The organism is Pseudomonas sp. LAIL14HWK12:I1 (assembly GCF_003202095.1).
GTDB lineage: Bacteria > Pseudomonadota > Gammaproteobacteria > Pseudomonadales > Pseudomonadaceae > Aquipseudomonas > Aquipseudomonas monteilii.
The window spans coordinates 385,721-397,657 of sequence record NZ_QJKG01000003.1; the positions used below are offsets into that span (position 1 = coordinate 385,721).

Annotated in this window: 9 protein-coding genes and 3 pseudogenes; 4 read left to right on the plus strand and 8 right to left on the minus strand. The window is 59.6% G+C overall.

Going from position 1 to position 11,937, the window contains the following annotated elements; genetic code table 11:
* Window positions 1–235 precede the first annotated feature (235 nt).
* The 5 genes and pseudogenes from chrA to D906_RS11210 all read right to left on the minus strand — a co-directional run bounded on the left by chrA (window position 236) and on the right by D906_RS11210 (window position 4,622).
* Complete coding sequence (gene chrA, locus D906_RS11190) at window positions 236–1,606, minus strand: chromate efflux transporter (RefSeq protein ID WP_019098265.1); 1,371 nt, start codon at window positions 1,604–1,606, stop codon at window positions 236–238.
* Window positions 1,599–2,227: pseudogene (locus D906_RS11195) on the minus strand (chromate resistance protein ChrB domain-containing protein). Before D906_RS11195 ends, chrA begins: the two are co-directional and overlap by 8 nt.
* A gap of 395 nt (window positions 2,228–2,622) precedes the next feature.
* A pseudogene (locus D906_RS11200) lies at window positions 2,623–2,781 on the minus strand (YetF domain-containing protein); the annotation flags it as partial.
* Window positions 2,782–2,891: 110 nt separating this feature from the next.
* Window positions 2,892–3,395: a CinA family protein gene (locus D906_RS11205; protein WP_027608979.1), complete on the minus strand. Its 504-nt coding sequence runs from the start codon at window positions 3,393–3,395 to the stop codon at window positions 2,892–2,894.
* A gap of 369 nt (window positions 3,396–3,764) precedes the next feature.
* Window positions 3,765–4,622: an SDR family oxidoreductase gene (locus D906_RS11210; protein ID WP_019098270.1), complete on the minus strand. Its 858-nt coding sequence runs from the start codon at window positions 4,620–4,622 to the stop codon at window positions 3,765–3,767.
* Window positions 4,623–4,818: 196 nt separating this feature from the next.
* Here D906_RS11210 and D906_RS11215 point away from each other — a divergent pair, with 196 nt between their 5' ends.
* Complete coding sequence (locus D906_RS11215) at window positions 4,819–5,343, plus strand: hypothetical protein (protein WP_016486361.1); 525 nt, start codon at window positions 4,819–4,821, stop codon at window positions 5,341–5,343.
* Window positions 5,344–5,488: 145 nt separating this feature from the next.
* Here D906_RS11215 and D906_RS11220 read toward each other — a convergent pair whose 3' ends face one another.
* The 3 genes from D906_RS11220 to D906_RS11230 form a co-directional block, all read right to left on the minus strand.
* Window positions 5,489–5,983 (minus strand): type II toxin-antitoxin system YhaV family toxin, encoded by a 495-nt coding sequence (locus tag D906_RS11220; RefSeq protein ID WP_027615193.1) that lies wholly within the window; start codon window positions 5,981–5,983, stop codon window positions 5,489–5,491.
* A complete protein-coding gene (locus D906_RS11225; protein ID WP_027615194.1) occupies window positions 5,983–6,303 on the minus strand; it encodes a type II toxin-antitoxin system PrlF family antitoxin in 321 nt (106 codons plus the stop codon). The genes D906_RS11220 and D906_RS11225 overlap by 1 nt, the downstream gene beginning before the upstream one ends.
* Before the next feature lie 230 nt (window positions 6,304–6,533).
* Complete coding sequence (locus tag D906_RS11230; protein ID WP_014591302.1) at window positions 6,534–7,448, minus strand: LysR family transcriptional regulator; 915 nt, start codon at window positions 7,446–7,448, stop codon at window positions 6,534–6,536.
* A gap of 206 nt (window positions 7,449–7,654) precedes the next feature.
* On the opposite strand from D906_RS11230, the gene D906_RS11235 reads away from it, so the two are divergent.
* The 3 genes and pseudogenes from D906_RS11235 (at window position 7,655) to D906_RS11250 (ending at window position 11,924) form a co-directional block, all read left to right on the plus strand.
* Window positions 7,655–8,677 (plus strand): zinc-dependent alcohol dehydrogenase family protein, encoded by a 1,023-nt coding sequence (locus D906_RS11235; RefSeq protein WP_019098277.1) that lies wholly within the window; start codon window positions 7,655–7,657, stop codon window positions 8,675–8,677.
* A gap of 516 nt (window positions 8,678–9,193) precedes the next feature.
* Window positions 9,194–10,573 (plus strand): hypothetical protein, encoded by a 1,380-nt coding sequence (locus D906_RS11245; RefSeq protein ID WP_027615195.1) that lies wholly within the window; start codon window positions 9,194–9,196, stop codon window positions 10,571–10,573.
* Window positions 10,573–11,924, plus strand: a pseudogene (locus tag D906_RS11250) (GntR family transcriptional regulator). The gene D906_RS11245 and the pseudogene D906_RS11250 overlap by 1 nt, the downstream one beginning before the upstream one ends.
* Window positions 11,925–11,937: the final 13 nt, after the last annotated feature.

An 11,937-nucleotide genomic window follows, 5' to 3' on the forward strand; every position in this document is an offset into this window, starting at 1 on the left:
TTTTTTCTGCGTTCATGGTGAAACTCCGTCTCTGGTTGTTCACCCTGTGTTCGGCCTGCCGTTTACCGAAGGGTGCCCTCAGGGCGACGGAAGGTTCTGATGCACAAAGGCCGGCTGTCCGGGTGAGGCGCGATCGCGATCGAGGGGTTGCTACGCCACTTGTCTGGCTGCAGGCACTCCTGAGCCTCGCCCGCTTCTCAAGTTCAGGTGCAGATCGGCAGTGAGGCGCGTGGTTTCATGTCCGCAACAGGTGAACTGCCAGGCCGGCCAGGGCGCAAGCGAACAGTACTTCGATCACGCCCCGCTTGAAGCGGAACAAAGCGATCGCAGCTGCAGCTGCAATAGCCGCGCAAGGCCAGTCAAGCGCTCCACCAAAGCCTTTCGGCCAAAGCACGTGGTAGCCGAAGAACATGGCGAGGTTCAGGATCACGCCCACTACGGCGGCCGTGATCCCCGTCAGCGGTGCGGTAAATTTGATCGCGTTGTGGGTCGACTCTACCAACGGTCCACCGATGAGAATGAACAAGAAAGACGGCAAAAAGGTGAACCAGGTGACGAGGCTCGCCGCGACAGCGCCAGCAAGGAATGGGTGTTCGCTCCCGAACATCGGATAGACGTAGCCACCGACGAAGCCGACGAAGGCAACCACCATGATCAGTGGCCCCGGTGTGGTTTCCCCCAAGGCGAGACCATCGATCATCTGGGTGGGTGTCAGCCACCCGTAGTGCCCTACAGCGCCTTGGTAGACATAGGGCAATACCGCGTATGCACCGCCAAAAGTCATCAGTGCGGCCTTTGTGAAGAACCAGCCCATCTGCGTCAGGGTGCCGTCCCAGCCAAATGACAGCGTCAGCAACCCCATGGGCAGTATCCACAGGCCAGCACCGACCAGCAGCAACCGTACCAGGTGCCCCCAGCTGAAACGGGCATGCTCGGGGGTTGGCGTGTCGTCATCGATCACAGCCGGGCCAAAGCTGTTCTTCGCGGCCGCATGATTGCCGCCAATGACAAACTTGCGTGGAGCGAAGCGACCACCCACATAGCCGATGATGGCGGCCATCAGCACGATCAGTGGGAACGGCACGTTATAGGCGAAGATGGCTACGAACGAGGCGCCGGCCATGGCCCACAGCCAGCCATTCTTCAAGGCCCGTGAACCAATCCGGTGGGCGGCGTGGACGACAATGGCCGTGACCGCCGGCTTGATGCCATAGAAGATCCCCGCGACTACCGGTACCTCGCCAAAGGCGATGTAGACCCACGACAAACCGATCAGGATGAACAGCGAAGGCAGCACGAACAATGCGCCGGCAATTACCCCGCCGCAGCTGCGATGCATGAGCCAACCAATATACGTGGCAAGCTGCTGAGCCTCGGGGCCGGGCAGCAACATGCAGTAGTTCAGTGCATGCAGGAATCGCTTCTCACTGATCCACCGCCGGCGCTCGACAAGCTCTTGATGCATGATCGAGATCTGTCCCGCAGGCCCGCCAAAGCTGATGAAGCCCAACTTGAGCCAGAACAGGAAGGCTTCATATGAACTGATAGACTGCTGAGTTGCTTGCGGCGGCGGCTGTTCAGTCACTGCGGGGGGCGTCTCAACCATTTTGGGCTTCCTCACTTGCGAAAGCCGTCAGCAGGCCATCAAAGATGCCTCCGGCGACCATTGTCAGTTGATCGTCATCGCCAATGCTCTCTCTCAATCCGGCGAGGACACGCTCGATACCGGATGCTTCGGAAGGTTGGTACCCCCCAACATCCAGGTAGCGGATAACACCTGCCAGGCGTGCCAAGCCTGGTTGCTGAACGGCAAAGCTCTCAATGAGGGTTTCGAAGGAAACACGGTGGCCAACGTGGCTGAACCTGGCCCCATCAAAATCGAAGCCGAGCGCATCGCTTGGGCAGTCACCGGGACTGGCCAGCCAAATGAATCGGGCGTCGGGATCGATGAAACGACGGATCAGCCAGGCACATGCCAACCGGTCTACCCATGGGCGCTTTCGCGTTGCCCATCGGCGACCTTGGTATTCCCTGCGCTCCAGATGATGGCCAGCACATCTCGCTCCACGGCTTGAAACGCTTCACGGCCCACGCTTTTTTCAGGCAGCAGGTATACGCCATCCCGCAAAACTGCGGCACCCGAGGCCTTCAGGGTTCTCCAGGCGCGCATTCGCTCGGTAGCCTTCGCCGTGGGCAAACCAAGGATCAATAGCGACCAATCAAGCATGTAGAGATCTCAACAAAAAATATTTATTTGTTTACATTATGCAAGACCCACGGAAAAGCAATGACTGAGAAACAAAAGGGAAGAAGGCAGCAATGACTGAGCAGCGTGGGCATCCGATCGGAGCGCCTGTCAGCACCCTCACGCACCGCCCATGATGCGCTGGGAGGGGGCATCGGAACAGGCATGCCGGTGCTGGTTTCTCAATGCGGCTGTTATCGTATGTCTCAAGCGCTCATTCTGGTGATGATGGAAGAGGGTCAGATTTTCGATACCGAGCGAATGAGGGCCTGGCTGGTATCTCGTCGAGAACTCATGCCCATCCCTACCATTGACCATAGCCAGGCGATATTGGCACGTTGAACGGGCCAGGACTCTACTGTGAGAAGCGCCGTGCCTTACTCGGCAGGAATGATCGAAATCTTTCCATTGCGCTCGACGATAGCGAACTTCACCTGCTCAATTTTTTCGATGCCTTGGCTGTCTCGTGCTGACTCGAGGATATCGTCCTCCGTGAGGCGCGCCCGGCGCATCCGGTGGTGAAGAAATCGCCCATCCACATACCATCCCACGCGCTCGAAGCGCCAGACGCGCTGCTGCATCGGAATATCTTCTTGAACAGGGTGACGTCTGGATACCCGTTCATCTTCCGAGATGATCACCGACCTCAGGCGCGCTCGCCGCGTAACCAGCGCTGGTGATAGTGGGAAAGCCGGGTCAGCCCGAACAGGGCGCCTTGGCGCATGACCTCAGACCGCTCGCCGAAGAAACGTTGAGTGCGCGTGAAAACGGCAACGGGTTCGCCGGCAAAAGCCCAAGCAAAGCACATCGTCCCCGGTGGTATTCCGGACTCGGGCGCCGGCCCGGCTACCCCGGTGGTGGCGATCACCACATTGGCATCGCTGTCTCGCAACGCGCCCAAGGCCATTTCCCAGGCTACTGCTTCGCTGGTCAGGCCGTATCGCTCGATGGTTTCGGCGCTGACCCCCAGCAGGCGTTTCTTGGCGCTGGGTGAGTAGACGACATAGCCGCTTTCCAACACCTCTCCGGTACCCGGTATCGCCGCCAACAAAGCCACAAGGCAGCCCGCAGTGCACGATTCTGCTGTGCTCAAAACCAGTTTGTTGTTTTTGAGATAGCCGAGGGCGGCCAGTACAGGGTCGTTTTCCATTCCAGAGTCGACTCGCTTGTTTTGCGGTGGACGCGATCCTGGTGTGTTTGGTTCATCTCATCTATTGCCCGGCGATCTGGAGAAGTGAACCTGACATGAACTTTGCCCCCGCTTCGGCTTCCCTTGTTCAAAGGCAAAGGACAGGAGCGCAAGCTGATGAAACAGAGCGATAGGCAAAAGGAAGCGGGACAGACCAGGCCGCATGGGGAAGAGGAGCGAGACAACGATGCTCATCGTCCGGATGGATCCACCGGAACATCCCATGACTCGACAGCGCAAAAAACGGCCCGTGATCACCATCAGCACAAACGCTGAAACTGCCACGTAAAAAAGAGGGTGAGGCTCGCCAGCATGGCGAGCCTCTTTTTGCTAGAGGATCGGTTTGCCGCCAGTCACAGCGTAACGTGAGCCACTGATGTAACTGGCCTCGTCGGAGCCCAGCAGCACGTAAATAGGCGCGACCTCCACCGGTTGCCCGGGGCGTCCCATCGGGTAGCTGGAACCGAAGTTCTTGACGGCTTCGTCCGGCATGGTGGCCGGAATCAAAGGCGTCCAGATAGGGCCTGGCGCGACGCTGTTGACCCTGATGCCTTTCTTGGCTAGCAACTGAGCCAAGCCGGCAGTGAAGTTGGCAATGGCCCCTTTGGTCGCGGCATAGGCCAGCAGGCTGGGGGATGGATCGTCGGAATTGACCGAGCTGGTATTGATGATCGAGCTGCCCTTGGGCATGGAAGGCAGGGCCGCCTGGCAAATACGGAAGATGGCGGTGATGTTGGTATCGAAGGTCTTCACCCATTCATCATCGTCGATTTCCTCCAGGGTCTCGTGGGCCATCTGGAACGCCGCGTTGTTGACCAGGATGTCGATGCGCCCGAACTGGCTGACGGTCTTTTCGACAATGTCATAGCAGTGCTGTTTATGCGCCAGGTCTCCGGGCAACAGCAGGCATTGACGGCCTGCGGCCTCAACCCAGCGCGCGGTTTCTTGCGCGTCGTCATGCTCATCCAGATAAGCGATGGCGACGTCGGCTCCTTCACGGGCGTAGGCAATCGCTACTGCCCGCCCGATGCCGCTGTCTGCTCCGGTGATGAGTGCAATCTTGCCTTCGAGTCGATTGTGGCCGGTATACGACTGCTCACCACAATCCGGGTAGGGCTCCATCTTGCGCTGTGAGCCAGGGACATTTTGAGGCTGGGAAGGGAAGGGCGGGGTGGGGAAGTCTCGCATGGTAGAAGCTCCTGCAGTTGAGAACGCTCATACCGGTTCGAAAGGCCTGGCCCCGGCGTGTTGGTTTCAATCTGCGGTTGGTACGACGAGCGGTGCGGGATATCAATCCAATTGAATTCCATGGCCCATCGCCTGTTCTACCGAATTCAGCTCCAGGCTCATCTCTGCGCCCGGAGTCCAATTCCAGGAGTACCGAGTGCCTCGAATCATTACCCCTACGACCCCTGAGCACGAGATCAGCGAACACAATGCCAGGATGTTCGGCTCTCCCAAGGAGCGTCTGGATTTTTACCGGCGTGAGATCCAGTACGAAACCAGCATCCTGGCCAACCGCACGGACGCCTACCTGGCGGCGCAGTCGTTTCTGGTCATTGCCTTCGTCTCCTCCATGGGAAACCTCAATCAAGGATGGGGCGAGATGTTCACCCTGATCGTACCGGCGTTCCTTGCCTTGCTCGGGGTATTGAGCTCGCTCAACGCCTGGCCTGGCATCCGCGCGGCGTACAACATCATCGATCACTGGCAGCTCAAACAAAGTCATTTGCTGCGCAGCGAGCCGTTGATGGGGCTGGCTTACGACGAATCGCCGCTGTTCTGCGAGGCGGAAACCTCGCGTGCAGGGCATCGAAAGTCATTGCTGTTCTCGCTACGGACGCCGTGGATCTTTCTGGTGTTCTGGGTGCTATTGGGTAGCTACTCGGTTTACATCCAGCTGGCCTGAACACGTTTGCTTGAAAACATGGCGGTAACGTTTTGAAGACTGAGGCCTTACTGACCGAGCGCCTCAACGCCCGAGGGCCGGGCGGACAAGAAGATGAAGTGCGAAACATTGGATTACAGTGGATGCACCGAGGGGAGGGCCGGTGTCAAACGTGCAATCCCTCACCCGGCCGCGCAGCTTGTACTTTGGACTCGTCCCAGTCGCTACGCGTTGCAGCAGTCAGCGCATCCCAGTCATCAGGAGGGTTGCCGCGGCCCAGCATCTTCTCGAATACGGCGTATGGATCGGATTTGCTGCCTGCGGACCGTAGGGTATTTTCGTCGTTGACCCATGCATAGACGATGACCTTGGATGTTGAGTCGTAGCGAAAGAACAGCCGAAAGCGCCTGCCGATTTTTGCCCGCCGCCAATGTCGGTAGGCGGTGCCCAGCGTGTTGCCTTGGCGGAACTCATCACGGCCCGAGTCGGCAGGCACAGCCTCCATGATCAGATGGCTCAATGCCCGAAGCAGCTTGACGTTGGCGTTGCTTTCAAAACCTTGCGGGTCGTTCTGCTCGGCCCGGGCGGCGGCTTCTTGCAATTTGCGTAGCTGTAAAGTCACATCTTCTTGGATCAACAGTGTCCAGCCATGTCGCAGCATCAGATCGCGACCTCACCGTCGATATCTTCGTCCAGGTTTACAGACTGGTTTGCGTTGGCGAGCATGGTTTGCGCCAAGTCTTCCGGCAAAGTGGTGAGGTTGCGGGCGCCTCGGATATCAGCCTCCAGCAAACCCAGGAACGCACCGATGGCAGGGTCTTCGTGAGTGGTTTCTACGCGGCTGACCACGACTTCCCCCCCCCCGCGTACGTCGAATGCGATCTTGCCACCTGTGTCAACGCCCAGTATCTGGCGAACGGATTTGGGCAGTGTGACCTGCCCCTTCGAGGTCAACGTGGCGATTTCGTGGATGGCAGGCATGAGCGTTCTCCCAGATGTATTGATTGGGTGGTAAGGAATAATCCTTACTCGGTCAATCCTGGTTTTCTGCTGATGAAGCTTAGGCGGGGAGGACGCTCAATAGCGCCGAAAGACGAGTTACACCACTTCCAGGGACACGATCAGTCTCATAGTGAGAGTTTGAGGTGTCTAGGAAACCAGGGGCGATTCAAAGACAGAAGTGATCAGTTGAACAGCCTGCCCGACGACGCCTAAAGACTCTCAGGGTCGCCGAAGAACATCTGTATCCTCGACCGCAACCACCTTTCCGCCGGGTCATTATCCTGCGCTCCACGCCAAGCCATGTGCAGTTCGAAACTGCGCACGGGTATCGGCAAGTCCTCGGCACGCAACCCTCCCGCCGCAGTCAGTGCATCGGCCGTGTAGTCCGGCACCGTCGCCACGATATCCGTGCCCGCCAGCAAGCTCCCCAGCCCGTTGAACTGCGGCACCGCCAGCACCACATGGCGCTTGCGACCAATTTCTTCCAACGCTTCGTCGATAAACCCGGAAAGGTCACCGGCAAACGACACCAGTGCATGCGGTCGGGCACAGAAGTCGTCCAGGGTGATGCTGCCGGGCACGCTGTCGGCCCGCAGCAGTTTCGGCATGCTGCGGCGCAGTACTTTTCGCTTGGCGTTGGCCGGCAGTTCGCTGGTGTAGCTGACGCCCACCGAAATCTCGCCCGAAGCCAGCAACGTAGGCATCAGCAGGTAATTGACCCGCCGCACCACCAGCACGATACCAGGCGCTTCCGCGCGAATGCGCTTGAGCAACTGTGGCAGCAGGGCGAACTCGGCGTCGTCCGACAGGCCGATGCGGAAGACGGCATTGCTGGTGGCGGGGTCGAACTCGGCTGCGCGGCTGACCGCCGTGGAAATGGAGTCCAGCGCCGGCGACAGCAGGGCGAAGATCTCGTGCGCCCGCGCAGAGGGTTCCATGCTGCGGCCGGTGCGCACGAACAGCGGGTCGTCGAACAGGTTGCGCAGGCGCGACAAGGCGGCGCTGATGGCCGGTTGGCCGAGGAACAGTTTTTCCGCGGCACGGGTCACGCTGCGCTCGTGCATCAGCGTTTCGAACACGATCAGCAGGTTGAGGTCTACGCGACGCAGGTCGTTTCGATTCATCGGTGCGCTTCGCCTAAAGTGGGGCAGGGGTGAATCTTAAGGCCAAAGGCTGTTACCCTGCACGGGTTTAGGGGGACCAATTGCAGGGAAAGTGAGGTGCCCAATCGATGACAAGCATGTCGACTATTAATGACCGCTGATGGTCTAACCGGTAAAGCCCGGATAGAGTCAGTGGTAATTAGAGGTTCACAAAGGCGAGGTATGCGATGTCCCGCATGATCCGTTTCCACAAGTTCGGCGCTGCCGATGTGCTCCGTTGCGAGGAGCAGGCCGAACCGTCACCCGCTGCCGACGAGGTTCAGATCCGCGTCGAGGCGGTTGGCGTCAGCTGGTATGACGTGCTTTGGCGCCAGAACCTGGCGCCGTCCCAGGCACGGCTGCCTGCGGGGATCGGCCACGAAATGGCCGGGGTGGTGACGGCGATCGGTGAAGGGGTAGAAGACATTGCCGTCGGTGATCGGGTTGCCAGCTTCCCGGCTACCAGTGCCAACGACCACCCGGTGTATGGTGATGTCATTGTGCTCCCGCGTTCAGCCATTACCCGCTACCCGGATGTACTCACCCCGATCGAGGCCAGCGTGCATTATACGCCGCTGTTGATCGCCTATTTTGCCTACGTCGACCTGGCGCGGGCCAAGACCGGGCAGACTGCGCTGGTCACCGATGCCAGCCATTGCGCCGGCCCCGCCTTCGTGCAGCTTGGCAAGGCGTTGGGGCTGAAAGTGTTTGCGGCCACCAAGGAAGCGGAACAGCGTGAGTACCTGCTGAGCCTGGGCGCCGACAAAGTGATTGTCACCGAAGAGCAGGACTTGCTGCTGCAGGTTGGCAAGTATACCGAAGGTCGCGGCGTAGACATGGTTCTCGATGGCATGGGTGGCCCGCAGATGTCGCTGCTGGGCGACGTGCTGGCACCGCGTGGCAGCCTGGTGCTGTATGGCCTGCAAGGCGGTAATCAAACGCCGTTCCCGGCGTGCGCGGCTTTCCAGAAGAACATCCAGTTCTATGTGCATTGCATCGGTAACTTCACCGGCAAGCCAGAGCTTGGCATCAGCCAGGACCAGGTGGCATTGCAGCGCGCCTTGCGCGACATCAACCAGTTTACCGCCGACCAGTTGCTGACACCGCAGATCATCAAGGTGTACCCGTTCGAGCAGGTGGTAGAGGCGCATCGCTACATGGACCAATGCCCGTGCGGTGGGCGGGTGGTGCTGGACATGGCACAACACTGACGGTTGCATGCGTTACTGGAAAACCCGGGTGAGCCCCGGGTTTTTTTGTGTCTGCGGGGTGGGGTTGAAACATTAAAAATAGGAACGTTCCTACAAATAAATATAAAAATTACTACATCTAAGTGGGATGTTTTTTAATTGTCGGAAATATTCCGCCAAATAATCTGGCTTGAACGCATTCGCCATGCGCTTCAATGTGCGCTTGTGCTTCTGGTGAATGGTTTTTTTACCGCGATCTGTATCTTCAATTCGCTCTGCATCCCTCGATAATGGCTCGGTAGTAGTTTGCGCAAGGAGCGTGAAATGAGCATGGCTATGCCTAGGCCAGGGCGATGTGTGTTAGCGATAGGTCATTGTCGTGGAGGGCTTTTCTCGATGGCTTGGCGACAGTGAAGGGTTACGTCATTACTTCCATTTGATTGTAGGAAATTTCTTCTGGGTAAGTTTGGCGCAGGTTCAAGCTCAATGCAGTGGGCTCGGCATGTGTCGGCTGAATGAAGTGGGCGAGGTGATTTCGTGACAGCTATTCACGACCAGGCAATGCATTACGTCTACGAACAAGTGCTTGAACGCTTGCTGAACCACATGTCACAGGCGCAGCGTGCTTCTTTGCAACTGTTGATACAACGGCTGGTGGTTGCGGCGGGTGGGCTCGAGTATATCGGTACCTTCCGCTTGCAGGTGTTGCAGGGCAGCGATCGCCACAGTGCCAGGCTGTTGGCGATGCTGCGTGCCGCACAATTGAGTATTGCCCTGCGTGCGCCGGTAACCTTCCAGCTGCGGGTGCTGGTGGTCAGCTTGCCGGTTGCGGACAGCGCCAGGCTGGACGCGCACGAGCGTAGCTTCAGCGCACTGTTCATTCAGGATGACCCCCGGGTGCAGTTGCAGATGATCGAGGGTGACGCAGTGGTGCCGTTTCGTCGCCAGCCCTCGGCCAGGCCCGAGCGTTGGGCACTGGCGAAAGACGCTTTGTTGATGTTCGGCCACTTGGTCGACGCCAGGCCTGAAGCCTTGCTGGGTTGCCGTCTGCACCTGGAGCTGGCGGGGGCTATAGGTTTTGCGCTGCAGGCACAGGCACCTGCCGATGCATTGGTCACCGCCATACCCGGTGCCCAGCGGCGCCGATACCTGGCATGGGCCCGGCGTAACCTGCGCCTGTCCGGCGAGCACGGCCCGTATGCGATGTACCAGTGCCTGGCGTTGCTGGCCCAAGGTCTGGGCCGGTTGCATGGGGTTGTCGGGGGCGCCCCCAATCGCCAGCCGGCATTGGGCGGCGCATCGGAAAGGGAGATGGTGCGGCTGATAGCCCTCGATGACCTGCTACCGTACGTAGTCGAAGCACAGCCGCTTGATAGCATGCTGGGTTGTAGTATCGAGAACGCCCCGGGTGCCTGGCCACTGTCGGCATTCGTCGATCCGCAAGCCACGGCACAGTTGCACGAGCTGCATGCACGCAGCCTGGACCCCCAGTCCAGCCGCCCCGCGCTGCGCCTGGCCGGGCAGTCGGGTGGTAGCAAGCAACACGAAATGCATCAGTCGCAACTCGGCAAAACCTACGGCCTCAATCAGACGCAGCTGGTGTGCTTGCTATTCAGCCCTTTTGCCCGGCAAGGGAAGAACCTCGAACGTTTCCTGCAATGCCGGCATGCCGATATGTTGGTGGCGTTGCCGTACCTACACAGGGCGTTGCAGGGCAAACCCTGCCCTGATGCGGTGAAAGCCTGGCTGGTGAACACCAGTGGCTTGCCGCTGGTGCAGTTGCGGGCGATTTATAGTGGGCAACTGCCGCTGACCGCCTGGCGCCTGATGAACAACCTGGCTCGCCGCGACGTGCACTTGAGGTTGATGCCTCGGCAGGCGTTGGGGCTGCGGCGCGGCTTTGCGGGGTTGTCCTGATGGGGCGAGTGGCCCCCGGCGAGTTCGCGTATCGCCAGGTATATCGCTACCTGGAAGCCATGATCGATCAGGCGGCAAGCGGTGGCCCATGCCGCTTACCGTCACTGCGCACACTGTCCCGACGGCTGCGGGTGTCGTTGGCAACGGTGCAGAGCGCCTACAGCCTGCTGGAAGAGGAGGGCCGCGTACGCTGCTTGCCGAGGTCAGGTTATTACGTACAACACGCTGGCAAAGTGCAAGCCGTGACCACGCCCTGTCTGCCACCCCCCGTGCAACCGCTGCTGGAGCGTGCCCTGTTTGGCCACGAACGGCGTTTCGCCCGCCAGCGTGACCGCGGCGTGGAGCCCTGGGGGGCGCTTGGCAGCACCCGCCTGCGCAGTGCATTGGCAGAACGCTATACCCGTTCTTCCAGCCAGTACTGGTGTCGCGATGACGTGCAACTGGCACCTGATGTGCCGGCGTTGCTGGAGACGCTGATGGCGGCGCTGGCCTTGCAGGGCGGTACCGTGCTGGTGCATTCACCCTGTTGCCGACAAGTGCTGCGCGCCCTGACACGTGCAGGCATGCGTGTGCTGGAGGTGCCACCGGATGCCCGTGGTAATCCGGACCTGCACACCTTGGCCACGCTGCTAGGGAGCGAGCCTGTAAAGATGTTGGTCATGCCATCGTGCCTGGGCATGCCGCAAGGGCGGCTGGTTTCACCGTACTATCAGCAACAGCTTGGTCTGTTGCTAGGCCAGCACCCTGTTTGGTTGTTGGAAAACGATCTGGACAGTGAGCTCTGTTACAACGGGCCACCGAAAAAGCGCCTGCGCGACTGGGTCGACCCGCGCTGGCTGCTGGTGATGGGCGCGTTCGAGTCCACGGTCGGGGCCGAAGCACCGTATGCCTACTTGTTGAGCAAAGACACCGTGCTGGCCAGGCGTTTGCCGAACGCGCGTTTCGGCTCGCGCCACTGCGTCTGCAGGCGCTTGCGCACATGTTCGGCAAGGGGGAAATGGACGTACAACTGGTACACCTGCGCACAGACCTGCAAAGGCGAACTCACGGCCTGGCGCATGTGCTTGCGCTGCAATTTGGCCAACAGGTGAGGTTTGAGATGCCGCAAGGTGGGCACATGCTGTGGGTTTGCTTTCGCCAGCCGCTGGTATGGGAGCGTGTTGCCGTAGCCTTGGCAGGTTCAGCGTTGCGTGCACTGCCGGGCGAGCAGTTCTGCCTGCAGGGTCGTTACCCGCAATACCTGGCGTTGATGTGGCCGGGCGGGCTGCCGGACGACCTGCGCCAAGCAGTGGAGCGTTTGGCGCGGGCGCTGGAGCAAGGCTGCCGGCGCCGTGTCCGCCTCTCACATTGAGATCGAAGTGCCT